The organism is Romboutsia sedimentorum, from assembly GCF_030131845.1.
GTDB classification, from domain to species: Bacteria; Bacillota; Clostridia; order Peptostreptococcales; family Peptostreptococcaceae; genus Romboutsia_D; species Romboutsia_D sedimentorum.
The window spans coordinates 347,475-372,837 of the sequence record NZ_JASKYM010000002.1 but is presented as its reverse complement, the minus strand read 5'-3'; the positions used below and the strand labels follow the sequence as shown (position 1 = coordinate 372,837).

Genomic DNA, 25,363 nt, shown 5'->3' with positions numbered 1-25,363 from the left:
ATATATCCTAAATTTTACTATTAAATAAGCTTCTTTAAACTTATCAATAAGAACTCATATAATCTGTTCATATATTATAAATGTCTCATTAAATGTCCCATTTATGAACTATTTTCACAATAATGTCTTAATATTTATAAACTTATAGAATCTTAGTATTTCAACGTATTTCAACGATATTTATCTATTATTGTTCATAAAATTAAAGAATTGTATTTAATAAATGTCCCAATAAATGTCCTTTTGAGACATTTATTGGGACATTTAATTTTCTATATATTATTTTTATTTAATTTAATCATTCATTAATTATTATCTAAGTAATAATATGAACCTCTTCCTGCACTTTTTAGTTTTACACCTTGCTCTTCTAATGTTTTCATAAGCTTAATAACACTTTTCCTATCTAATCCTGTTATTTGTCTTATCTCCGCATTTGTAAGTTTCTCTTTATTTTTCAAAGTTGATACTATTGTTAATCTCATACTAGCATCATCTAAACTCCTATCTCTATAATACTCTGTACTTTCACCTAAAATATCATATGCATTAGAAGACATAATATATATTTTATTTCTTATAGCACCACTAGATTCTATTATTTTAAGATTGTTTTCCATATAACTAAGAACTTCTCTAGCCTGGCCTGATCCTCTTTGAGTTATTCTACTAGCTTCAAATAAGTCTATTTCTCTATGCTTAATTAAATAATTTAATATAATCAAATGGTCTACATCTAAATTATGTCTATCTCTAATAATTTTACTAAGAAGATTTATAAATTCTATTGATATATTTGATGCATTTATAATTAATTCTATTGACTTACCTATTTCTCTATATTGTGGTGGTTCTTTACCTTCAATTAATAATGCTTTATAAATTCTAGGAACACCTAAATTACTTCTATTAACCAGTTTTAGCTTATCCATTAAATCTGCTAAATGAGGATTTCTAGTTTTTGATGGATGATGAAGGATATTATCTGGTGTTATACCACCTATAAAGCTCCCTGGATTAGTAATCTCTATTCTATTTTTATACTGTTTTACTAAAGTTGAACCTGATACTCTAAAATCTCTATGTAAAAATGCATTCAATATTGCTTCTCTAAGCGCTATCTTAGGATACATATATATTTCTGGATGAACAAATCCTACCTCAATTGTAGTTATTGGATTGTCAGCATCCACATATCTTTCTATATCATATAACCCAATAGATATAGCAGTATTTGCTCCATCTTTTATACTATAATCCGTGTCACTTAACATTTTTCTATATCCCCAACTATAATAAGGTATATACTTTTGTATAGATTGTTCCTTACCAACTAAAAGTAGTGCCCCCTTAGTAAGTTTATTTTCTCTTAATGCACCTATTGAGTTTAATAAATCTTCATCACTCATGGCTTTCAATTCATCTGCTGCTCTTTCTTTTTCCATTATTTCTCTTATTTTTTCCATTGCACTAGGAGAAATAACATCTTTATAGTTCTCATTTGTTAACTCTGCTGTAAAATCACTGTCTCCAGTTTCAGTAAGTATATTACCTCTTATAGATCCTGTTAGTGGTTCTGACGATTTACCTATCCTTATCTTTGCTGAACCATCAGTTTGTGTATATGGAGGATTTCCTGCAAGTATATTTACAACTAGTATTTTACCTGTTCCATAATCTACATCTATAATCTCTGCTTGTGGTGTTATATGTGGATCTGTTCTATCAAACACCTTTTTCATTATTTCAAACTGATCTATATCTACTGGAACTCCAAGTATAGCTTTTTCTCTACCTTTTAGCTTATCCCTAACTCCAACTACAAGACTTCCGCCTCCACCATTTGCCATAGATACGCAATTTTCAACTATTATATCAATTGACTCTTTATCATTTTTTCTTTTATCTCCATGCCTAGAAACCCACTCTTTAAAATCTAAATCCTGATCTTCAAATTTATCTGCTATATCATGTTCTAGCTTTTCTAGTATAGATAATATTTCTTTTATACTTTTCAATTAAATATCTCCTTTATCTCAATATTATAATTTATATTTATGCATTTTATAATATGCCTGCTTTTACTATTATTAAAAATATTATACCATTAATTATACGTTTATTAAGTATTTTATAAACTTCTTTAAAATACTCTTCCTTGTATATATTAATCTAACTTTAATTCACAAGATTTCAATCTATATAATCACATTATAATTAAAATATTTTTCTAAAATTCTTTAATGTCACCTAAAACTATAACCACCTATACTTATCTCAAGAAGTAAGCTTCTAAAAAATCAAAAAGGAGGTCCTACATATGGCAGTTGTTGAAATAAAGAACCCTTCAAGCTTAAAAATAAGATTTGAGTTACCTATGGAAAATGGTAAATCTAAAACTAGATCTAAATCTTATTCATACTTGAAACACGATGCTTCTTTACAAGATGCATTTGACGTAGCCGAAGCTATCGCAACGCTACAAGAACATAACTTACTAGACATACAGAAGATAGATAACACAATACTGGGTGCCTAGATTTTCATATTAAAACTCAATGAAAGGAGGACTTTTTTAATGGAAATTGCTAAAAGATTAATTATGACTTTTAAGAATCATGAAGATAAGAAAGTATCTTTATCAGTAGAAGATCCTAAAGATGATATAACTGAAGCTGAGATAAAATCTGTTATGGACTTAATAGTTGCTAAAAATATATTTGCTCCAAATGGAATGGATTTAATAGCAGCTGTTGAAGCTAAAGTTGTTGCTACAGACACTACTCCTTATGACTTAGTTATAGGGTAGTAAAAAAGCTATGCATGAGATTTTTTATCTCTTGCATAGCTTTTATAATATCTAAATTTATTGAAAGGACGTGTATACGATGAATTCAGAAATTCAAACTCTGATAGCTTCTGTAGGATTCCCTATTGCTCTTAGTATGTATTTGCTGGTTAGAATAGAAGGAAAACTACAAATTCTATCTGATAGTATTAATGAATTATCTAAGAATATAATAAGTATGAAATAAAAACCTAAAAATAAAGAGGATAAATCTAAAATTCACATAAAATAAATTTAGATTTATCCTCTTATTCTAAAAAATATTTAACTTTTATTCTTAAATTTCTTATATACAGATACACCTATAAAAATTATTAACGCTATTTCTAATAATAATTCATAAGAAATTCCTATTAAAGGTTTAAATTCCATATCTATACCCCTCTTTAAAATCAGCAGTAGCTAAGCTTCGGTGAGTTTTACTAGACCCAACGTGTCCCCTAAAAATAATAGAATTATTACAACTGCCCTCAATACCATTTAAAATAACATAACTCTAAAACTGTTTCTATTTTTACTGCATTTTGACTTAATTTTTAATACCATCCAAAATAACATAACTCTAAAACCCTGTTTGTTGCCATTGTTATCAACTATTACTTTTAATACCATCTAAAACAACATAACTCTAAAACAAGTCTTTTTAAAGTAATTATAAGAATTAACTTTTAATACCGTCTAAAATAACATAACTCTAAAACGTTGCCATAAAGCATTCCTTTATGAGTGCTCTTTTAATACCATCTAAAATAACATAACTCTAAAACTGTAAGCCTAATTCTTCAGCAAAATCCTCTCTTTTAATACCATCTAAAATAACATAACTCTAAAACTACAGGGAGGTGGTTACAATTTTCAATTTGCTTTTAATACCATCTAAAATAACATAACTCTAAAACATATGTCATCCTATCTATTTGGTCTATATGCTTTTAATACCATCTAAAATAACATAACTCTAAAACCATCAACATAGTCAATTCTACTATGCTGCACTTTTAATACCATCTAAAATAACATAACTCTAAAACGGGCTTGATATCACTATCGAAAAAGATAAGCTTTTAATACCATCTAAAATAACATAACTCTAAAACTTTTCAATTGTTCTTTTTCCAAAAGTTGTTCTTTTAATACCATCTAAAATAACATAACTCTAAAACTTGCTAGTCTTTTTATATCAGCAACCTCTTCTTTTAATACCATCTAAAATAACATAACTCTAAAACGATATGATTACAGATATTAGAAACTTGAAACTTTTAATACCATCTAAAATAACATAACTCTAAAACATTTTTTCTTCATTTTGAGCATACTCTTTTCTTTTAATACCATCTAAAATAACATAACTCTAAAACATTTTTGATGACTTGTAGTTATAACTAGCTCTTTTAATACCATCTAAAATAACATAACTCTAAAACAAATGTAAATTGATCTAATATAGTTTTAGGCTTTTAATACCATCTAAAATAACATAACTCTAAAACTAAGATATGTTAATTTACTGTCCAACATTGCTTTTAATACCATCTAAAATAACATAACTCTAAAACATAATTCCGGGCAAAACACATTATCTTTAACTTTTAATACCATCTAAAATAACATAACTCTAAAACAAACTTTCATAAGTTATATTAAGTTTAAAGCTTTTAATACCATCTAAAATAACATAACTCTAAAACCTCAAATTTAATCTACATTATTATATTTTATAGCGTAACTAAACTAGATTTATAGAAAAGACACATAACAAATGCCTGCTATAATAAATAGTACCTTTATTTTTTTAAAACAAATTCATCAAAATCATTATCTATATAGATCTTACTTTCATACTCAAGCAGCTTACTTTCTTGACCATGCTCTAAAATTAATAGATTTATATTTCTATGTAATGCTGACTTATATATCTCAACTATTTCTTCATCATTAAAAAACAACTTCATATTAACCAAAACTATTATTTTATATAATTTAAACAATGATATTAAATCAAATAAACAAATCAAGTTATCAAGTGGATTATCATAATAATACTCATTAAACTTAAGCCCTACACATTTAAGTAACTCAGCAACTTTTAATTCTCTCTTATATTCTACTTCAAAATCATAAGAGCATAAAATTTGGTGTAAATTACTAAATATATTTTCTAAATTTTTAAGTAAATTTTCCTCTCCATACTCATAATTATACTGTATTTCTACCTCATTGTATAATGCTTTTAAAATTTTATTAGAATTTATATCAATATTGTAAAAATCATTTACCACCAATATATTTTTAGATATCTCTAACCTATTATCATTACTTAATAAAACTATATCGTTACCATCCTCTATATTTTTACTATACTTATTTATTATATATACAGTCTTTTTAAATAATTCTTTTTCTGCAATTTCAATAAGGTTTACATATCTTTCATCAAATATAACTAAATTTTCAAAACCTACAAATCTTAATGTAATCAAAATACCACCAGCCTTTTGGTATTATCTAATACATTATTTTGATTATTTCCTATAACATATTCTATTCCTGCAAACTGTTTTTCTGTAATAACCATCATTTGTATAATACCCTTTGGAGCTTTATTTTTTCTAACCCTATCTTGTATAAGTTTAGATGTTGTAGAATTTAATGCAATTTTACTATAAACAGATTCTTGCATCATTATAAAACCTTCGTTAAGTAAAAACTTTCTAAATTTAGTGTAGCTTTTACGTTCTTCATAGGTTGTACTTGGCAAATCAAAAAATATAATTACTCTCATATATCTGTAACTCATAGCACCTCCACCTTTAAAATTTGATCTATATCACTAGATTCCAATGCCTTTATAATACTATTAATATATAGTGATATAGCATTTGATAAATAATAATTTCCGTTGTTTATTTTTAACTTAGTGTTTAAGATATCAATTAATTTCAGCTTAAAATCTTTATCAAAATATTTTTCCTTATTTAGATAAACAATATCATCAACTACTGGTCTAAATGGCTCCATTAAATCTGATGACAAATTAAAATAATTAAATTCATTTTTATGATGTATTCCAAGTTGAGTTAAATATCCATTAGCTACTATTTCCTTATTAAAACTAGATAATAAAATAGAATATCCATAATCTAGAGCTGAGTTAATTTCACTACTATTATCTCTGGTAAAATCCATACCAAATAAGCTATTAAAATATACTTTAGCACTGTGCCCTTCTCTATCTGTTTTATCTCCACATTGAATTTCTTTTGCGTATTCTAATAGTTTGTCCCCGTTTTCTTTTTCATTCTTTTTTAGTATAAAGCTTTGGTTATTTATTTTTTGTTTTATAACCTCTGTCCATATTTTATCCTTTATAGTATTTTTCCATTTTATTTGTGACATTATTTTTTTACTAGTGTTATGACATCCATAATACTGTACTATCTCTCCCTTTGGATTATGTCTTTCATCACAAAATATTACTTTTATTTTCTTAGACATTAATTCACACAGTAAAGTGGCAGTAATAGATACAAGAGTTGTATCTATTACTAAGGTATTTATTTCTGATAAATGAATCATATTTATATTTTCATTTCTTACTAGTAAATAATTATTTTTATAGCTTAACTTACATTTATTAGATATTACAACAGTTCTCCAACTCATAACTTAGTATCTTTCCTCCCTTACAAAAAGTCCTGTTATTGATGGATATATAAATGTCGTATCTTCTATTTTCATATTTTTTCCATTTAATTTCCCGAATTCTTTTGATTCTTCAATTAATCTCATATCACCCTTTTGAGCATTTGCTTTTGTTAGATTTAATAATTGTATAATTAATTTTACTTTATCTTCTTTTGATAATTCTACAAATATATCTTTTTTAGCTTTTATTTTTTTTATTACATTAGAATATATCTTGTAATGTTCATCTATTTTTTCTATTATATTTTCATATAAATTTATTAATTGTTCATCACTAATTTCTTTACTATATTTATTATTATTCATCTTATAAACTATCTCTTCATAGTTTTTGCTAAGGAGTAATTGCTTTGCATTGTGCCATTCTGTTGTTGAAGCTAAATAAAATAGCCCTTGTTCAGTTTTAAATAATTGATTTTTAAATACTTTACTTTTAATTATCTTTACATCTTCTATTTTTTTAACATTTTCAAAATAATATTTAAGCTTTTCATTTGAATTGCCAATTTGATTACTATATCTAATCGGAACTTCAACTAAAGATTTAACTATTTTATTGTTTTTCTTATGTTGTATTATTGATGAATATGCAATCTTTTCACTTTCATAATATCCATACTTTTTAGGGTCTAAATTATTTTTTATAGGAATCGGATTTTTTACTTTTTTGTTTTCTTTTATTTTAGGTCTTATTGTTATATTAAATAATTCCCCTTTATTTTCACAAACTCTTTTTGTAATATTACAATCCTTGTAATTTAACTGTTTCTTTATCTTATTTATAGATTCATTTTCTTTCCACATTATTCTTTCATCTTTTTTGTATGTATTGTTCATTGAACCTAAAATAAACCCATATCTATTCATTCTATTGTTGTCATATGACTTATATTTCTTATACTCATCATATACAAATTCTTTTTCTAAACTAGGAAATCTATTTAGTATATAGTTTCCTATTACACTTGTAACAAATGCATCTTTTGCATGATGGTAATCGTTTGTTTCTCTATTTTTATATATATCAAACTGTTTTCTAAAGTCATCTACTAAATTAGCCTTTACTGGGACTACCTTTGTTCCTTCTTTTTCATAGCAATTTATTAATATATTAGTTACATGTTTTGATATTTGTCTAGTTTCAACTAATTGTCTATTTATAAATCCTTGTTCCTCATATCCATTTAATTCACGCTTTGTTAAGTTATTATACTTTTTACTACTTATAAGTCCTTTATCTTTTAAGTATTCCCACCAAATTTGAATATTCTTATGTACAAATTTAGCTGGCATAACTTGATTAGATCTATTTTGATTTTCAATCTTTTTAACTAAAACTAAGTTATCTATACTATCATCTTTTATTAGAGACTGATATATAATATGGTCTGTTTCGTATAAATTAAGATTGCTGAATTCTAATGGTTCTCCTGTATACATACACTTACCAAGCTGCATGAAGTATAATTGCTTTCTCTTATTATCTACAGTTGTATTTTTATTTTTCAATAGTTTTTGTGCATCTTCATTTATGTAACCTTTTTCTATACTAGCTAGCTGTGCATATAATTTTTCTAGTTTATTTTTCTTAGTATTAGTTCTTCTAGACTCTCCATCTTCTCTTGCAAATTCTATAAATATATTTTTAGGATAGCCACCATTTATTTTTACTATCTCCTCAATTATTTTTATACTTTGCCATATGCCTCTTTTAATTTTAGGTGAACCTTGCAAATCTTTTATTAAATTATCATAAGTTATTTTAGATGTATCTTTTAATTTATTTTCTTCTTTTATTTTCTTATCAAATCCTAGTTTTTTGTCATTTATAATTTGCATAAAGTTTAGATTACTTTCTTTTAAAATAGCTATTATGGTTTCTTTTCTTTGATATGAATCTACAGTATATATTTCATTTAAAAGTTTCCTAGAAAGTCTACTCCATCCTTTGTATTTTAATTTCTTTATTTTCTTCATTATGACTTCATCTACAGCGATTTGAGGATACTCTTTACTTATTTTACTTTCCACTATCTTTTTATCTTCAAATACAGTTATCCACTCTATAATATTTTCTATCATTTTACTATTAGACGAATTTACCTCACCAAATATATTTATAAAATCTATGTATGGCGCTAATGATGATGCAGCTTTTTTATCTCCTTGTAGTCCCTCTACTTTGCATTCTCCAGATATAGTTTGGTGATTATTTTTGTACCAATTTGCTATATCCTTTTCTGATACTGTTTTTTTTCTTAAAAATTCTTTTTCTCTTAGATCTTCTTTATGCTCTTTATCTAATTTTTTACCATTAACTCTTATCTTATTTATTTCGTTATAATACATATAGTCACAAAACAATAATGCATTTCTAGGTAATACATCTTCTTTTAATATATAACTACATTTATTAGTCATTCTTTTTATAAACTTTTCTGCTGAAGCATCTATGTCTACTATTTTATGCATATTCCAAGGATAGATTTTCTCATTTTCCATGCCTTTTACCCTTTGAACCCAAGCAAATTCACTTTTTTCATTTAATGGTCCTACATAATAAGGTACTCTAAAATTTAGAAGTTTTAATATTTTATCTTTATTTTTTTCTATATCAGTGTAGTGTTTACTCTGATTTTCCAATATTTTTATAAGTTCTAATTCATTTAATTGATATGGTATAGATGAATTATCTTTCGTATTTTGTATAATTAAGAAATTATCATTCTCAATTTTTTTTAAAATATCTTTCTTTTCTTGTATCAAGTACTTATCCTCTAGGTTATTCTCAATAAATAGCTTAACTTTATTATAAAATAGTTCTTTTGCTGTCTTATTTTTAATACTTTTATCTTTATTTTTTATGTAAGTTTGGTAGTTAGCTCCTTCTTCTTTAGATTTAAATATTTCATTATATAATTTATAATCATAATGAAGTACTAATTTCTTTATCATACTTAATTCTGTTTTATATTTTTCAAAAGAATCAGCCTTTGCACAAGATATATACTTATGTTTATTTAATATACTTCCAAGCACTGACCAACTATATATTTTTTGCATTATTTCAAGCAAAATACAATCAGCCCCTAATATAACACTTGCTTTATCCATTTTTTCCTCTATATCATCATCAGAAAACTTAAAGCTAATTTCTTCATCAAACACTATGTCTTTAAATATTTTTCTCAAATCTACTTTTAGGCCAACTACTCCATTAAATATATTTTTCAGCTCATTTTTAGCTAGTTTATCATTATTAATTAATAAGTCTACTTTCTTTTGCCTACTACTATTTTTATCTGCTACTATATCCTGTATTTGTTTTGTAGTTAATTTTATATCTGCTATTTCTAATCTACGTACTTCCTCTATTAGCTCTTGCATAGTTTCTGATATATTATCTGTAATATTTTCAAAATTTTGCCCTTCATAAAGGAAATTTCCTCTGTATTTAATTATATGATGTAGTGCAAGATACACTAATCTTATATCTCTTTTTTCAGGATTTTCTATAAGTGATTCTCTTAAATGATATATAGAGGGATATTGTTCATAATATTCTTTATCTGAGTAATTTTCACCTACAAATAAATTTGATTTATTTACTGTATCTTGTCTATCATCTAAATTTAAAAAAGACTCTTTTAACCTTATAAAAAATGATTTATCTACTTTTTCTATTTCTTTACCTAATAACTGTTGCAGTAAAACTATTCTTTCTCTTCTTCTATTAAGTCTTCTTCTACTACATCTATTTATTCTTCTAGCTTCTGCCGTTTCTCCTTCATCAAATAAACGAACTCCCCACATATTCTTCTTTTTGAACTTTAATAAATTATAATCATCATCTGTCACTGCCCATCCAACAGAATGTGTACCTATGTCTAGCCCTATATTGTAATTTTTATTCAATTTACTTGCACTCCCCTTTTAAAAGTAATATAATATTAGTAGATGTTAATACCATCTAAAATAACATAACAAAGTTAAAATAAGTCTTTAGACTAATTGTCTTTTTATTAAGACCATCCTTTAGAGGATTAAAAAGTTGCTTCGAAAAGCAACTTTTTTTATTTTATAATTTAATTATAGCAAAAAATTCTTTCAGATGTATAAAACCACCTATAATACTACACTATTTATCCATATATCCTATAATTCAACCTCTTCCCCTTAATCTCAACCAAGCGCCCACTACACATCTCAACTAATCTACTCCCCACAGCTTCATCAATATCAATCAACTCCTCAAACCCCTTCTCCGTACTAACTACCACAGGCAAATTATTAAAATATCTGTAATTAACAATCTCAAACATAATATTAATATCACTAGAACTCAGCTTCCCCTTAAACAAATCATCAATTAAAAGCACCCTAGCATTCTTGTACCTATTCATCACCCTATGATAATAAACCTCATCCATAATATTTTGCTTAACCCTAGTTATAACATCCCTATAACTCATATACAAAACACCCACACCATCATCCATAAGTTCATTAGCAATAGCAAGACTTAAGTGAGTCTTACCACTACCCACCTGCCCCATAAAAATAATAGAATTATTACAACTGCCCTCAATACTTTTAAAATCCTTAACATAATTAATTGCCTTCCCATAAGCACTTACAGTCTGAACATCATAATCATAATTAAAATTATCAAACCTCTTTTTCCTAAACTCAAAACTCACCCCACTCTTTTTTAAAATATCGTCAGCTTCCCTAACCGCCCTACACTCACAAGGAAAAGCTACTCCATCATCTATAATAAAAGTCAAATCTCTACACTTATCACACCTATACTCACTATAACTTAATTCTTTACAATTCAAACTTTCTTTTGACTGCTTCAATTTCTTCATCTGTTGGTTTTCTATAAAGTCCTTCATCCTCATCTTCAAGCTCTCTGGCATATTTAGATTTTGTAGGCTCACATTTATACTTTCCATCACTATCACCCCTATTTTTCAAACCTACCTCAAAGGCACACAAATCATCTATACAAGTTATGTTATTATCACTCCATTGTCTTAAAATCCCATTAATATATCCTTTATTGCACTTGCCTTTATCAGTAGCAATTTCTATAGCTCGTTTGAATAATTTATAATCTATAGTCTCACACAATTCTATTAACCACTGTGCTACAATTCCATTTATCAACCCTACATTTTGTTCATATAATAATTTAAACTTACCTATACTATTTTCTTCACCATTTTTATAGTTATCTTTATAATCTAAATCATCACACAGTTTTTGTTTTTCTTTTTCTTTATATTTTTCTTCTTCTTTTTGTTTTTCTTTTTCCCTATAGTGGTCCTCTAAATTGAAATCAACTTCACGTATGGGTATAGATACCCTATCCATAGTGGTATTTAAATTTTTAATATAATCATCCATACTGTATCTATACTTATCACACTCTATCAAAAATAGATTTATAAGTTCTTTGCTTTTAACATTTGAAAGTTCCTTTTCAATACATTTTTTAACTTTAGGACTTGCAATTTTATTATGCTTAATCCAATTGACCAAAAATATCTCTTTGCTACCTTCACAGTAAACAATCTTTTTATAATCCTCAAACCTCTTAAGTAACTTTTCTACAGTTTCTCTGTTATATCCAGTTTCAGTTTCTATAATTCTTTTAGGAAGCTCATAAATTCCACATTGACTTGTCTTACTATTAGTCATTAAATAAATGTAGAAATACTTCTCCTCTGGTGTTAAATCTAAAACAAAACCGTCTTGCCAATAATCTATATGTATATGTCTGTAAACTGCCATATTAAATCCCCCTACTTTTATTATGAATTACACAACTCTTAATTTAAAACTACTTTATCATCTTCTATATTTTTAACTAATAATATATAACACTTCATTCACCTTATATTTAAGTAAGCTTGTCCAAATTGAGCACATATAAGCATAACTTTAATTTAAAGCTATGCCATTGCTTTTATCTTCTTTATTGTAAAAATTGTAAATTAACCCTATAATTAAATTATTAACTTATAGGAGGTTTTACTTTGAAAAAATTCTTTTCTATGGATGGTAAGTTCACTATATTTACGGTAGTAGGACTTATGTTTCTTATTTCATATTTATTTTTTTATAATCCCATATTTCTACAACTTGGAGTTCTTATCGCTTGGATTCCTGATATAAATAAATCTCTGGCTAATTATAAAAAAACTGGCAAGGTAGACTTTACGTTGATCCTAACTGGTATAATACTGGCTTCCACAATTATAGTACTAGCTGTAAATTTATTTTCTAATTTCTAAACACTGTTGATATAGTAGCTTTCAAGTATTTCTCTACTATCTCATGGTGTTCTTTTTTTAATTTTTCAAAGTAATCTTTCTATCCCCAGGATAAGCTTAAACCAATCAACTTTTGGCATATCTTTAGTTTCATAAACTGTATTTATGTACTTTCAGCTTTATCCTTATCTTTCATAATTTCTTCTAATCTATTTTTAAGCATTATCAAAGTTGCTCTAGACTTTAAAGCTTCTACATGTCTTTCATCTTCAAATACTTCAACAACTCTCTTTACTTTTTTTCCTTCAACGAGCGTAACTCTTTCTATCATAGCTTCCCCTCCTCATATTTAAACTTATGAGGTATTAAATTTGTCCTATACATAAACACTTAATTTAGTTTATAAATAGGATTTCTAGAATTTCTAAAAAATACATTTGCCCTTTTCCAGTTACAAGTGTTGTAGTTGAAAGAATTTCTCCTTCCATAGTATTTACTACACTTTCAGATACTTTAAATAATCCTTGCTCAACATAAGCTTGCTTTGGCATATTCTTCTCTTTACCACTTTTAATAAGATATCCCTGTTCTCTTAAAAAGCTAAAAAGTCTGTTTCTTCCAATCATTATATTATTGTTATTAAGGACCTTAGCAAACTGACCTATAGTTATTGCATCACATGAAGCTGCTATACTCCTCCCAAAGTTTGTATATGGTTTATCTAGTGTTATAGTATTTTCTAAAATTTGTGCTCTTTGTTGTGCCAAGGCTCGTTGCTGCTTTTCCTCTTTAAGCTTAGTTGCCATTTGTATTATAAAATCTGGGTCTTGCAAAGTTTTATTGATAACATCATCACTCATATATACATCATTTTTTCTTATACTTGGTATAACTTCATCCATTATCCATTTTTCAAATTTTATAGCGCTTGGTAATTTTGATTTCATAATAAGTCTATACATATTACCTTCATCTATGAATTTCTTACTAACGTATTGAACTATATCCGTATTATCAGTTCTTTTTCCTGTGACTACCCCCACGTCTGAAAACACTACCCCCTCTTTTTGACATAACCTAATTACTGCATCTCTTGGATTTGAATATCCTAAAATCTGTGCTATTTCTATTGCTTCAAAATACTCTTTGTTATTTACCAAAATAACGTTAATTTGACCAAACTCTTTATTTGCAAATACTCTTAAATTTTCCATTTTAACTATTCCCCCTTATTTTCAATAACTTACCTTTTTTTAAAGTTATTTGAAGCATAATTTAAATCAGTTTTATTACCTTTTGGTAAGTTTATGTGTAAAAAAATATCATTAACATCCTCTAAACTAAGGTTTAGGGCACTACTTATTTTTATAACTTCATCTAATGAAAATCCAACTCTACCATTTTCTTTAAAGTTGTAGCTTTTACAATTTATCCCCATCATGTTAGCTACTTCATTTTGAGTTAATCCAAGTAGTGCTCTTTTTGCTTTTAGTAATCTAAGTCCCATTTGTTTACTCCCCATATATATTTTGTTTTTTGTGCTTATACTTTTCTTGCACTTCGGTAATTTAATAATATACTTGGTTAATATTCATGTCAATTACTTAACGGTAATTTTTTTAATTAATTACCGTTTTTTCTTTATTTCATTACCGTTTATACATTTTTATTTTATTTTTGGTAATTCCATGCTATTATTAAATTAAGAAAAAATGTTTTTAAATATATAAAAATATGATTTTATTAAAAAGCAGTATGAAAAAATTATGTTTATATAAAATGTTTAATTAATGTAATTTATCCTTTACTGTAAAAAATTAAGGATTTATAAAACGTAAATCCAAAGGAGTGTTCAACTTGGAAAGTATAGGAAAAAGAATTTCAAGAGCTAGACGTTATCTAAATATTAACCAAAAAGAATTATGTAAAAAGGCTAATATAACAGAAGCTAGTCTTTCTAGATATGAAAATGAAATAAGAGAACCTAAAGCTGCGGTTGTTGCACTATTAGCAGATGCGCTTGGAGTATCTACTGATTATTTACTTGGCCTTACTGATGATATTAATTTCAAAAGACAAGGTTTAGGTGATAAATCTGAAGAAGATCTTGAGACCATAATAGCTAATACTGAAAAGAAAATAAGAAGAGAAGGAATAAGTTTCTCTGGAAAACCAGCTTCTAAAGAAGCTATAGATAGTGTGTTAACAGCTATAAAAATGGGGATGCTGTTAGCCCTTGAAGAACAAAACAAAAAATAGCTATATACATAGCACTTAAAGATTATATAAAGGGGCGAGTGGTGTGTGTTACAAAGACATAAGGGAGAAAGTTAAAAGAATTAAAAATCAATATGAGAGTTGTAATCCATTAACAATAATAAAGGAACTAAATATAGTTCCTGCATTTTTTGCACAGGATATTGCAGATGAATTACCTGATGGATGCTATTTCAAATCAGAAGGAATTGCATTTATACTTATAGATTCTACTCTCAATGAGCATGAGAGAAATATAACTTATGCTCATGAATTAGGTCACGCTATACTTCATCCAGATGTAGATACTTTGACTTTGGAGAAATATAATAAAAATCTTGTTCAAAAATATGAAAATGAAGCTAATATTTTTGCAGCAGAATTACTTTTAGATGACAATATCTGTCACAACTATCAAGGTTATTCAGCTCATGAAATAGCTAAATCTGAGTATGTTTCCGTTGAACTTGTTAGATATAAATACAACAGTCTTTATAAATCTAATTTCACCTTCAAAAACTATGCTTAATCATAACTTTATGCTGCAGAAACAAACTCTATTTAATAATGATTAATTTTGTTTTTGCATCATATATTTATATATACTAGTTATTAATTTGTAGGAGGTGAAATATATGAAAGTTGCAATATATTCAAGAAAATCTAAGTTTACAGGTAAAGGTGAGTCTATAGAAAACCAAATTCAATTGTGTATGGACTATGGAAAAAATATCGGAGTTAGTGATTTTTTAGTTTATGAAGATGAAGGTTTTTCTGGTAAAAATACTAATAGACCTCAGTTTACTAAAATGATTGAAGATGCTAAAGCTAAAAAGTTTGATACTATAATATGTTATAGACTTGATAGAATAAGTCGTAACGTTGCTGATTTCTCATCTTTAATTGATGATTTATCGTCTCTTGGCATTGGCTTTATTTCAATCAAAGAACAATTCGATACTACTACTCCAATGGGCAGGGCTATGATGTTTATTTCAAGTGTTTTCGCTCAACTTGAAAGAGAAACTATTTCAGAACGTGTTCGTGATAATATGAGAGAACTTGCTAAAGATGGTAAGTGGCTTGGAGGACAGCTTCCTCTTGGTTATGATAATGAAGTCGTAAATTATATTTCAGATGGCAAGGAGCATAAATACAATATTTTAAAAGTTAATGAAGAAGAAATAGAACTTGTTAATGATATATATAACAAGTTTTTAGAAGTTCGCTCTTTGACTAAGGTTAGTGAGTATTTATATAAAAGTGGTATCTGTGGTAAAAATGGCGGTACTATTACTCCTTCTATGGTTAAAGATATTTTAACTAATCCTATTTATGTTAAATCTAGTAAATTTATTCACGATTACTTTAAGCTAAATGAAATTTTTGTTACAGGGGATTATAATGGATGTGGTTATTTAACTTATGGTAAAAATAGAAACGGTAAGAAAGTTGATAAAAGTAATTGGATTTATGCAGTTTCAAAGCATAATGGAATTATTGACGATATTATTTGGCTTGATATACAAAGAATAGTTGATAAGCAAAGTAAAAAAGGTTGTAGAACTGGTTCTAGTAAAAATGGTATTTTATCGGGAATTTTAAAATGTGCTAAGTGTGGTAGTGCTATGATTTTAACTTATTCTTCTTATGGCAAAGGTGATGATAAAGTTAAATCTTATTATTATAAGTGCAACAAGAAGTATACTATGTATAATTGTTCTAATTGTAATGTTAATGGTAAAGAGATTGAGAGCTTTGTTCTTGATAAGATAAAGGTTACTGATAAGGATGTTCTAATTAGTGAATATGAAAAGGTTAAAAGCAGTTTTAAGAGCGTTAAGCCTAAAAGTAATACAGATATTCAACTGGAGATTGAAAGCAAGGAGAAAGCTATTGAGCAACTTGTGATTAATCTTAGTGAAAATGCAGGTAGTTCCGCTTCTAAGTATATTATTGTTCAGATTGAGAAGCTAAGTTTAGAGGTTGATGCTTTGAAATGTAAAATGGATGAGGTTAGCGAGGTTAGTAATAGTGTTGAACTTGAGATGCTTAATATTGATTTAATTGTTGATAATTTGAATAAGTTTAATAAGCTTGTTGATGATGCGAGCGTTGAAGAGAAGAAGTTGCTTTTGAGTTCTGTTGTTGATAGGATTACTTGGGATGGTGATTTGGGTGAGATTAGAATATTTTACCATGGAATTGATGGGTCGCACTTCGGGGGTAATAGTTTGTGTTTAGATACGGATGGGTTCTGTATGCCCTACATAAAACCCTGATTTTTCTCCTGCAACAAATAAGTTGTCAACACCTTTAGCTCTCATATAATTATCTCTTGGAGCTACAGACAAATATCTAATAGAATTTCCTTTTCCACCTGAGTATGGGTCAACAATTAAAGCTCCTTCAAACCCAGGTACTAATCTTAATTTTTCTAAATTGAAAAATGGACTCATAAGTTTTGCATGACCTGTATCTATTAAAACAATATTATTAGAAAAAGCAGGTAATGCGTATTGCTGACATACCTTTATATCTAATTTTTCTTCATTTTTCAATTCTTCTGGAAGTGGAACTACTGCACATCCTTTTTCATTTAATTCTTTTTGTATTTCTTCACTTAAAGATTCTTTTAATAACTTCATTGATCCACTAAATGCGCCGTACTCTCCATTATTTCTTCTTCCAATCATATCTTCTACACCACACCTACTACTTATACTAACTCTTCCCCCAAAAGAAGGACATCTTAAAACACACATAGCACATCCATTACCATACTTAGTACAATTGCCCATAGGTCCTGAAGAACCTGTTGTTTCTACAAAAGCATCACCCTTTATTTTCTCTCCATCTTCAAGTATAACTGAAACTATTTTTTTATCTTCCATTTCAACATCTACGACCCTACTAAAAAATTTAACTTCTATTCCCATATCAATAATTTTTTGTCTAACAGGTCTTTCTATCTTAGTTACGTTATAAATCGTTGCATGATTATGGCCTGGGAAATCTATATTCACATGAGTAGCATATTTATCAGTGATTTCAAATAGTTCTTTAGCTCCAAGGGCAATTGCTTCTTCTGTAGCACTATATCTACCATTGTTTCTCATTATTCCTCCAACATTTCCAAGCCCTAATAATAAATCAGTTTTTTCTAATATAACAACCTCAGCTCCTGCTTTTTTAGCAGATATGGCAGATGCGCATCCTGCCCATCCCCCTCCAATTACAACTACTTTTGGCATACTTACTCCCCCTATAAATTCCTAGAATTCAAAAAATCCCGACTATCAATTTGAGCCTTACATGACTTTACCTTCTGTCCATTTACATCTATAGTACAAGCTCCACAAACACCTTCTCCACAGCATATTAAATTATTATTTGAAACAGCCAGATTTATGTTTTCATCAACTGAGTCTACAATATTCATTACATATTTGTTAAATAAGTCAGAGCCTCCACTATATACAAATGCCACGTCGTTTCTTCTTATATAATCAATTAAAAAGTCTTTATCTTTATTCAAATCCGTCTCATAAATATTTACACCTAGGTTTATCAACTTATCTATTACTACTTGTAATACAGTTGCTTTATTGTTAATAAATACTTCTACATTGTTCTTATTTTCTAATAATCTTTTTATAATATTTATAGAATTAACTTGAGATAATCCATTTAATACTACAACTGTATTAATTTTATAAGCCCCTTTAATTTGCTTTATTCCAAATATACCATTAAAATATGGACCTTTAACCCAGACTTGATCAAAATTTATTATATTTTTAGTTTTAATTCCTCTTGATTTAACTACAACTTCTAAAATACAACTTTTCATATCTACATCCATAACAGATATTGGAGTATTAAATATATCGCTATTTTTATCTTTACTTTTTATCAATACATATGCACCTGGACTACACAAATCCCTTATCATGTCTTTAGGTACTTGTATTTTCATTAAAAATATATCACTGTCTAAGTCTTTTACTTCCTTTATATTACATAAACTTTCTTTTCTTTCACACATTGGTGTATTTTGGCTATGTTTAAGTTCACTATAAACACAAACTCCTTGCCATAAACAGTCACAAGTTTTTTCTCCACGTATAATTGGGCACTTTATGCAATCCCCTGAGTACGCAAGGTGACATGGACAATACTTGCTTCCTGCATCAGCACATAATTGAATGTTAGCTTTCTTCAACTTATTCACTTCCTCATAATGATATTTTCAAATGTCTTTATCTATATAGTATTAATTTATTATTTAAAATTTATTTTGTTACACTAGCATTATTAAGTTTGTATATTTTTGTTAATTCTATTTTAAAAAAACTTAAAATATATTATATTATATAGTGATTATATCAATTTAAAATTTTTGAAATAAAATATGTAAAAATTTATTTACAGGGGAGAATTTTATGACTAATACGTTTCTTTTTTCTAGAGAACATTTAATAATATTATTTATTTTTGCTATATTTATGTATTTTTGTAATAGGCTAACTAAAAATTTATTACCTTATAGTTATATTATTGAAAAAATAATTTGTTGGTTAATTATTTTAGAGATAGTATTTGAACAAGTTTCAATAATTTCAATGGGAAATTATAATACATCAAGTTCGCTTCCTATTGGGATTAGTAGGTTTTGTGCTTATATTTGTATTGCTATATTGTTTTTTAAGCAATACCACTTGTTTAATGTATTTTTTTCTTGGAGTTTAGTTTGTTCTATAGGAGAGATAATTTTATTTAAAGAGATTCCTTATAGGTTCCCTAATATACTTTACTTCTTATTTATATTTTCTAAAGTTTTGTTGATTTATGCTAATGTTTACATGATTGAGGTTAGAAAATTCAAGATTAATAAATATGCTATAAGAGATAATTTAATTGCTTGTATACTTTATTTTTCATTTATACTATTATTGAATATTATTACTTCTGCTAATTATTCTTATAGTTTTTCAGAATTAAATTTAACAGGTATCTTAGTTTTCTTTTTAATAACTACAGCTGTATATATACCTATTTTTATTTCTGATAAAGAAATTTTCAAATTCAAAAGATAAATAAAAAAAGCTCGCTATTTTTAGCGAGCAAATTATCTTTATTTTCAATTTTATTACGTAAGAAGAAAATAAAAATCTTAGGCTATTTAATTGTAGCACAATTTGTTAAATTAAGTAATTTTATTTTTACATCTAATTTTATAAATCTATTAATTTAACTTTCATACTTAAAATAATTTTTTTATCATTGGGTTAACTTCACTCAAACAATTAAATAATTTTTCTTTTTGATTTATATCTAATTTATTTACTTTAGTTCCGATTATACCTAAAAATTTATCTATTTCTGCTTTTACTATTCTATCTCCCTTTTCACTTATACAATAAAAAGTATTTCTTCTATCTTTCGTATCTTCTTCCCTATAAACATACTCTTGTTCCACTAATTTGTTTAATAATATACATAAGCTTGAAGTTGATACATATAAATCTTTGCTTAAATTTTTAAGTTCTATCTTTTTGTGTTTTCTGATGCTCACTAATGCAAAGAATTGTCTTTCTGTAAGAATTTTTTCTGAGCTATTTCTTTCATCATTTACAATTTTTATTAAATTACTCAAATGATTCATATTTTCCATCATCAAAACCGAAATTTCTCTATTTTCCATAATATTCACCTCAAAATATTAGTATTCTAAATTTAAATACTTCTTAATTATCTTTATTTAATCTATATTAATTTTTATTATACTATATATATATATTATTATCTATTTAAATAGTTTTAATTTAAAACTTTATTATCTTAAGCTAGTATGAAATTTTTTAAATATTACATTAATTTAAATATATAACAAAAAAACTATCTATAAGCTATATACTTAATAGCCTATAAATAGTTTTTTATTATATATTTTTTTTATTTTTATTATTGCTTTTATTTTTATCATTATTTTTAGATAAATTTTGAATTTTTTCTATAACCTTTGGAGTAACTGCCAATATATTGTCTACCATATTAATACTGTTATCTAAGCTCATAAGTCTTGTTTCTCCATTTTCAACTACTACAAAAGCTACTGGTTGTATTGAAATTGCACCTGCACTTCCTCCTGCAAAATTATTATCTTCAGTTTCTTCTCTTTTTTCCTTTAGTTTACTTTTATCATATCCCTTTGAGTATTCTCCCCCTCCGATTCCAAATCCAATAGTTACTTTTGATATTGGTACAACTACAGTATTGTCAGCTTGGATAGGATCTCCTATTATAGTGTTGGCATCTATTGAGCCTTTAATTGTATCAAATGTTGTTTCCATAAGACTTTGAATTGCTCCTGTTGATTTCACCATTACCACCGTCCTTCTTATTTTTCTTTATTTTTTTATAAATTTTAAATAATGCTACACATATTATTATTATGTCTTTAATTTTTAGTTTTATATGTATTTTTATATTTGAATCTACGTAATTTTTTGTAAAATTAGGATTAACGCTTAAATATATTTTCTCAGCATTACTTAAATTAATTAAATTTCCATATATAGTATTTATAAATAAATGTATAAAACTTGTAAAAACAACATTTTGATTTCCAAAACCTATATCACTATATACTTCATATATCTTAATTCTTTTCATTAAGCTGTAAATTTTTTTAATATCTTCTTTTTTTATATCCTTTTTATTTATTTTCCTATTTACTTCTTTTTCTATATTCTCCTTTTTATTTTTATATGTTTCAATTTTTTTCTTTAATTTTGGGTAAATATTTATTTTTATATTTATTAAGTTTAATAAGTATTTAACATTAAGTTTAACAAATATATCACTGTTCTCTACATTTACTGTGAATACTAAATTTAAAGATGATTTAATAAAAACTATTAAACCCCCTATACATAGTATCAATAAAATATTAACTACAAATATATCATTGTATCTCATAGTATTATTATTTTCCAAATAATAGGTATGTATACTTATTATTGAAATTTATTTTAAATAACAAAGTATTTTTTATAAGTACAAAAAAATAGATTACCTTTAAAAAGTAATCTATCTTAATTAACTATTTTGATTGTTTTCTTCTTCATTATTTTCTAACTTAGGTAAATCTTGTAATGTTTCTATGCTTAATAACTTTAAAAATTCATTTGTAGTTTTATAGATTATAGGTTTACCTATTTTATCAAGTCTACCTGCTTCTATTATTAATTCATTTTCTAAAAGAGTTTGTATAGCTCTATCACACTTTACACCTCTTACATCTTCTACTTGAACTTTTGTTATTGGTTGCTTATAAGCTATTATAGTTAATGTCTCTAAAGTAGCCTGGCTTAAACTTTTTTTCTTATTCGGCTCTAATATTTTTTTTATAAAATCAGAATAATCTTTATTTGTAGTCATTTGATATTTATCTTCTAATTTTATTATTTGTATCCCTCTATTATCTTCCCTATATTCCTCTATCAATGAGTTTAGCATGAACTCTATTTCTTTTCTTGATAATTCTTCGTTAATTATATTATTTAATTCCTCAATGCTTATAGGGTCTGAATATGCAAACATAATTGCCTCTATAATACTTTTTATTTCGCTACGTTTCATTTTACCACTCCGAATTTCTTTTTATTATTATATCATCAAAGAAAATATTCTGTTCTACTGTTATTTCCCTACATTTTATCAATTCTAATATAGATAAGAATGTAGCGATTATTTCATCTTTATCAGATGTATTTATTATTTTAGTAAATTGTATTTCATTTGTTTCTTTTATTATATCTCTTATGTATTTTGTTTTTTCCTCTACTGATACAATTCTTCCTCTTACTATTTTATTTAATTTTTCATCACTTGCTTCTTCTTCTATCTTTTTTACTTTTAATATATGAGGAAGTATTTTCATTATAGCTTCTATCGATATCTCATCTAAATTTACTTTTTCATCAATAATTATCTCTTCTTTTTTTCTATAATATAATTCATCTATATAAATAATATTATCTTTTAGATTTTCAGCTGCTATTTTAAACTTTCTATATTCCTCTAGTTGTTCCATAAGTTCTAATCTTGGATCTTCTACTTCTTCATCAGATTTTTGTTTAAATAACAAATACTTTGATTTCACTTCTAAAAGCTTTGAGGCCATTGTTATAAACTCGCTAGTTATTTCTAAATCCATTTTTTCTAACATTTCTATATACTTTATATACTGCTTTGTTATATCTATTATTGATATATCTTTTATATCTATTTTATGTTTAGAAATCAAGTCATATAATAAGTCTAGAGGACCTTCATACACTTGTAATTGTATGTTATATTTCATTTAATCATCCTTTAATTTATACTATTTTAATAAAACATCCATACTATATTCATTATTACATCACGTATTGGCGATACTATTACTCCGTATACTCCTGTAAATATTAAAATTAATAATATAGGATAACTAATACTTTCATATTTATAAATCATTTCATTATATTTATATGGTATGAACGATGATACTATTCCCCATCCATCAAGCGGAGGTACAGGAAGTAAATTAAACGCTGCAAATCCCACATTATACATTAATGTTGTATATGCTATTGTTGAAATAGCATCCATTCTAACATATTTCATAACTACCACACATAAGATAGCTGCAAGTATATTTCCTATTGCACCCGATAATGATACTAATATATTTCCTATTTTATAATTTTTAAAGTTATTAGGATTTACTGGAACTGGTTTAGCCCATCCTATATGAACAACTACCATCATAAGAAGACCTAATGGGTCTATATGTTTTGCAGGATCTAGTGTCATTCTACCTTCCATCTTAGCAGTGTCATCCCCTAATAAATGTGCTGCATATGCATGTCCAAACTCATGAACAGATATAGCCACTGCTATTGCTACTAAACTTACTAATATATTGCTTATATTCATTTATACATCTCCTAAATTACAATTTTAATATTATTATACCAATTAATAAAATTATAATCAAAACATTTATATTTTGTGTTTATTGCGATAAAAAAAGAAGTTAAAAAACTTCTTTTTTTGTAATATATTAAAGCATACTGTCTATTACCCTCTGAAGCATTTGTAGATAGCTTGCTTTGTTTATATCTTTAGTGTTAACTAAGTCAACTTGACCAACCATATTTTTTCCTTGATATATTTTAACTACACCAAGAGATGTTCCTTTTTTAATAGGTATAATTGGGTTTTTGTTTACTTCTATTTTTTTAGTAAAATCCTTATTTTCACCTTTTTTAATTAAAACAGTTAAATTCTCTTTTGCTACTAAATTCACTTTATTATTTTCAGCTTTATCTAATGTAAGTGTTGCTATATTGTCATCTTTTGCACATAACTTAACACTTTCATAGTTTGCAAATCCAAAATTCAATAAACTAGAAGCATCTTTAAATCTCTCTGGAGATGTCTCAGCTCCAAGAGTTACAGCTACTAAATGAGTGTCTCCTCTTTTAGCTGAAGCTGATAAACAGTATTTAGCTTGTTGAGTAAATCCTGTTTTAACTCCTGTAGTCCCTTGATAATGTTTTACCATTTTATTAGTATTAGCAAGTCCAACTGTTGCTTGTTTTTTACCTACTACTACTTTATCCATCCATGTTGTAAGATATTTACTTATAGATTCATGTTTTAATAATTCCTTTGACATTAAGGCAATATCATGAGCTGAAGTATAGTGATTTTCAACAGGAAGACCATTTGTATTTACAAAATGAGTATCTTTCATTCCTAGTTCTTTTGCTTTAGCATTCATATTATCTACAAATCCTTCAACACTACCAGCTACATGCTCTGCCATAGCCACACAAGCATCATTTGCAGAAGCCACTGCTATTCCTTTAAGTAATGTATTTACATCTTGTGTTTCTCCTGCTTCTAAGAAGATTTGACTTCCTCCCATACTTGATGCAGTGTCACTTATTTGAACCTTGTCATCTAATCTTATTTTACCAGAATCAAGCTGTTCTACACACAATAGCATAGTCATTACTTTGGTTACACTAGCTGGAGGTAGTTTATCATTAGCATTTTTTTCATATAAAATTTGCCCACTCCCTACATCCATTAATATAGCTGATTTTGAAGAAATATTCATAGATGTACTATTTTCCTTATCATTTGCATAGGCCATATTCATAGGCGTTATGATAAGCATTATAGCTACTATTATACTAGTCAATTTTTTCAT

General features: G+C 26.6%; 27 protein-coding genes and 1 CRISPR repeat array. Of the genes, 8 read left to right on the top strand and 19 right to left on the bottom strand.

Annotation, left to right across the window (positions count from 1 at the left end; all coding sequences use genetic code 11):
* Positions 1-305: 305 nt before the first annotated feature.
* The gene (locus QOZ84_RS06965) at positions 306-2,018 is read right to left on the bottom strand and encodes an ATP-binding protein (protein WP_284132233.1); all 1,713 of its coding nucleotides are present in this window, start codon (positions 2,016-2,018) and stop codon (positions 306-308) included.
* Between the two features lie 302 nt (positions 2,019-2,320).
* Between QOZ84_RS06965 and QOZ84_RS06960 the strand changes: the two genes are divergently transcribed.
* The 3 genes from QOZ84_RS06960 to QOZ84_RS06950 all read left to right on the top strand — a co-directional run bounded on the left by QOZ84_RS06960 (position 2,321) and on the right by QOZ84_RS06950 (position 3,035).
* Entirely contained in the window at positions 2,321-2,539 is a 219-nt protein-coding gene (locus tag QOZ84_RS06960; protein WP_284132232.1) for a DUF1659 domain-containing protein, read from the top strand.
* A 39-nt stretch (positions 2,540-2,578) separates the two neighbouring features.
* Positions 2,579-2,809 (top strand): DUF2922 domain-containing protein, encoded by a 231-nt coding sequence (locus QOZ84_RS06955; RefSeq protein ID WP_284132231.1) that lies wholly within the window; start codon positions 2,579-2,581, stop codon positions 2,807-2,809.
* 79 nt (positions 2,810-2,888) lie between these two features.
* On the top strand, positions 2,889-3,035 hold the full coding sequence (locus QOZ84_RS06950) for a YvrJ family protein (RefSeq protein WP_284132230.1): 147 nt from the start codon (positions 2,889-2,891) through the stop codon (positions 3,033-3,035).
* A gap of 280 nt (positions 3,036-3,315) precedes the next feature.
* A CRISPR array of direct repeats spans positions 3,316-4,539; the repeat unit is 36 nt; unit sequence CTTTTAATACCATCTAAAATAACATAACTCTAAAAC.
* Positions 4,540-4,635: 96 nt separating this feature from the next.
* Here the strand turns inward: QOZ84_RS06950 and csn2 are convergent.
* The 6 genes from csn2 to QOZ84_RS06920 form a co-directional block, all read right to left on the bottom strand.
* Complete coding sequence (gene csn2, locus QOZ84_RS06945; protein ID WP_284132229.1) at positions 4,636-5,331, bottom strand: type II-A CRISPR-associated protein Csn2; 696 nt, start codon at positions 5,329-5,331, stop codon at positions 4,636-4,638.
* Positions 5,328-5,648 carry a CRISPR-associated endonuclease Cas2 gene (gene cas2, locus QOZ84_RS06940; RefSeq protein ID WP_284132228.1) on the bottom strand — a complete coding sequence of 107 codons (321 nt, stop codon included), beginning with the start codon at positions 5,646-5,648 and terminating at the stop codon, positions 5,328-5,330. Before cas2 ends, csn2 begins: the two co-directional genes overlap by 4 nt.
* Positions 5,645-6,514 (bottom strand): type II CRISPR-associated endonuclease Cas1, encoded by an 870-nt coding sequence (gene cas1 / locus QOZ84_RS06935; RefSeq protein WP_284132227.1) that lies wholly within the window; start codon positions 6,512-6,514, stop codon positions 5,645-5,647. Before cas1 ends, cas2 begins: the two co-directional genes overlap by 4 nt.
* 3 nt (positions 6,515-6,517) lie before the next feature.
* Entirely contained in the window at positions 6,518-10,471 is a 3,954-nt protein-coding gene (cas9, locus tag QOZ84_RS06930; RefSeq protein ID WP_284132226.1) for a type II CRISPR RNA-guided endonuclease Cas9, read from the bottom strand.
* Positions 10,472-10,698: 227 nt separating this feature from the next.
* Positions 10,699-11,427 (bottom strand): ATP-binding protein, encoded by a 729-nt coding sequence (locus QOZ84_RS06925; protein WP_284132225.1) that lies wholly within the window; start codon positions 11,425-11,427, stop codon positions 10,699-10,701.
* Positions 11,387-12,355 carry a DnaD domain protein gene (locus tag QOZ84_RS06920; protein ID WP_284132224.1) on the bottom strand — a complete coding sequence of 323 codons (969 nt, stop codon included), beginning with the start codon at positions 12,353-12,355 and terminating at the stop codon, positions 11,387-11,389. Before QOZ84_RS06920 ends, QOZ84_RS06925 begins: the two co-directional genes overlap by 41 nt.
* Before the next feature lie 245 nt (positions 12,356-12,600).
* On the opposite strand from QOZ84_RS06920, the gene QOZ84_RS06915 reads away from it, so the two are divergent.
* Positions 12,601-12,858: a hypothetical protein gene (locus tag QOZ84_RS06915; protein ID WP_284132223.1), complete on the top strand. Its 258-nt coding sequence runs from the start codon at positions 12,601-12,603 to the stop codon at positions 12,856-12,858.
* A gap of 142 nt (positions 12,859-13,000) precedes the next feature.
* On the opposite strand, the gene QOZ84_RS06910 is transcribed toward QOZ84_RS06915, so the two are convergent.
* From QOZ84_RS06910 to QOZ84_RS06900, 3 genes are all read right to left on the bottom strand, one after another.
* The gene (locus tag QOZ84_RS06910; RefSeq protein WP_284132222.1) at positions 13,001-13,168 is read right to left on the bottom strand and encodes a hypothetical protein; all 168 of its coding nucleotides are present in this window, start codon (positions 13,166-13,168) and stop codon (positions 13,001-13,003) included.
* A 64-nt stretch (positions 13,169-13,232) separates the two neighbouring features.
* On the bottom strand, positions 13,233-14,051 hold the full coding sequence (locus tag QOZ84_RS06905) for a phage antirepressor KilAC domain-containing protein (RefSeq protein WP_284132221.1): 819 nt from the start codon (positions 14,049-14,051) through the stop codon (positions 13,233-13,235).
* A gap of 29 nt (positions 14,052-14,080) precedes the next feature.
* Positions 14,081-14,344 carry a helix-turn-helix transcriptional regulator gene (locus QOZ84_RS06900; RefSeq protein WP_284132220.1) on the bottom strand — a complete coding sequence of 88 codons (264 nt, stop codon included), beginning with the start codon at positions 14,342-14,344 and terminating at the stop codon, positions 14,081-14,083.
* Positions 14,345-14,694: 350 nt separating this feature from the next.
* Here QOZ84_RS06900 and QOZ84_RS06895 point away from each other — a divergent pair, with 350 nt between their 5' ends.
* The 3 genes from QOZ84_RS06895 to QOZ84_RS06885 all read left to right on the top strand — a co-directional run bounded on the left by QOZ84_RS06895 (position 14,695) and on the right by QOZ84_RS06885 (position 17,375).
* Complete coding sequence (locus QOZ84_RS06895) at positions 14,695-15,096, top strand: helix-turn-helix domain-containing protein (RefSeq protein WP_284132219.1); 402 nt, start codon at positions 14,695-14,697, stop codon at positions 15,094-15,096.
* Positions 15,097-15,139: 43 nt separating this feature from the next.
* Entirely contained in the window at positions 15,140-15,622 is a 483-nt protein-coding gene (locus QOZ84_RS06890) for an ImmA/IrrE family metallo-endopeptidase (RefSeq protein ID WP_284132218.1), read from the top strand.
* A gap of 106 nt (positions 15,623-15,728) precedes the next feature.
* On the top strand, positions 15,729-17,375 hold the full coding sequence (locus tag QOZ84_RS06885) for a recombinase family protein (RefSeq protein ID WP_284132217.1): 1,647 nt from the start codon (positions 15,729-15,731) through the stop codon (positions 17,373-17,375).
* Here the strand turns inward: QOZ84_RS06885 and QOZ84_RS06880 are convergent.
* Together QOZ84_RS06880 and QOZ84_RS06875 are read right to left on the bottom strand one after the other, a co-directional pair.
* Entirely contained in the window at positions 17,334-18,347 is a 1,014-nt protein-coding gene (locus QOZ84_RS06880; RefSeq protein ID WP_331496533.1) for an FAD-dependent oxidoreductase, read from the bottom strand. The two genes, QOZ84_RS06885 and QOZ84_RS06880, sit on opposite strands and share 42 nt — an antisense overlap.
* 11 nt (positions 18,348-18,358) lie before the next feature.
* Complete coding sequence (locus tag QOZ84_RS06875; protein ID WP_331496532.1) at positions 18,359-19,318, bottom strand: 2Fe-2S iron-sulfur cluster-binding protein; 960 nt, start codon at positions 19,316-19,318, stop codon at positions 18,359-18,361.
* A 220-nt stretch (positions 19,319-19,538) separates the two neighbouring features.
* On the opposite strand from QOZ84_RS06875, the gene QOZ84_RS06870 reads away from it, so the two are divergent.
* Positions 19,539-20,192 carry a TMEM164 family acyltransferase gene (locus tag QOZ84_RS06870; RefSeq protein ID WP_284132215.1) on the top strand — a complete coding sequence of 218 codons (654 nt, stop codon included), beginning with the start codon at positions 19,539-19,541 and terminating at the stop codon, positions 20,190-20,192.
* A gap of 167 nt (positions 20,193-20,359) precedes the next feature.
* Here QOZ84_RS06870 and QOZ84_RS06865 read toward each other — a convergent pair whose 3' ends face one another.
* From QOZ84_RS06865 to QOZ84_RS06835, 7 genes are all read right to left on the bottom strand, one after another.
* Positions 20,360-20,800: a MarR family winged helix-turn-helix transcriptional regulator gene (locus tag QOZ84_RS06865; protein WP_284132214.1), complete on the bottom strand. Its 441-nt coding sequence runs from the start codon at positions 20,798-20,800 to the stop codon at positions 20,360-20,362.
* Between the two features lie 238 nt (positions 20,801-21,038).
* Positions 21,039-21,482 carry a spore germination protein GerW family protein gene (locus QOZ84_RS06860; protein ID WP_284132213.1) on the bottom strand — a complete coding sequence of 148 codons (444 nt, stop codon included), beginning with the start codon at positions 21,480-21,482 and terminating at the stop codon, positions 21,039-21,041.
* Positions 21,433-22,077 carry a DUF2953 domain-containing protein gene (locus QOZ84_RS06855; RefSeq protein WP_284132212.1) on the bottom strand — a complete coding sequence of 215 codons (645 nt, stop codon included), beginning with the start codon at positions 22,075-22,077 and terminating at the stop codon, positions 21,433-21,435. Before QOZ84_RS06855 ends, QOZ84_RS06860 begins: the two co-directional genes overlap by 50 nt.
* A 120-nt stretch (positions 22,078-22,197) precedes the next feature.
* On the bottom strand, positions 22,198-22,740 hold the full coding sequence (scpB, locus tag QOZ84_RS06850; RefSeq protein WP_284132211.1) for an SMC-Scp complex subunit ScpB: 543 nt from the start codon (positions 22,738-22,740) through the stop codon (positions 22,198-22,200).
* Between the two features lies 1 nt (position 22,741).
* Positions 22,742-23,464 carry a segregation and condensation protein A gene (locus tag QOZ84_RS06845; protein ID WP_284132210.1) on the bottom strand — a complete coding sequence of 241 codons (723 nt, stop codon included), beginning with the start codon at positions 23,462-23,464 and terminating at the stop codon, positions 22,742-22,744.
* A gap of 26 nt (positions 23,465-23,490) precedes the next feature.
* Positions 23,491-24,078: a site-2 protease family protein gene (locus QOZ84_RS06840; RefSeq protein WP_284132209.1), complete on the bottom strand. Its 588-nt coding sequence runs from the start codon at positions 24,076-24,078 to the stop codon at positions 23,491-23,493.
* Between the two features lie 127 nt (positions 24,079-24,205).
* Positions 24,206-25,363 carry a D-alanyl-D-alanine carboxypeptidase family protein gene (locus QOZ84_RS06835; protein ID WP_284132208.1) on the bottom strand — a complete coding sequence of 386 codons (1,158 nt, stop codon included), beginning with the start codon at positions 25,361-25,363 and terminating at the stop codon, positions 24,206-24,208.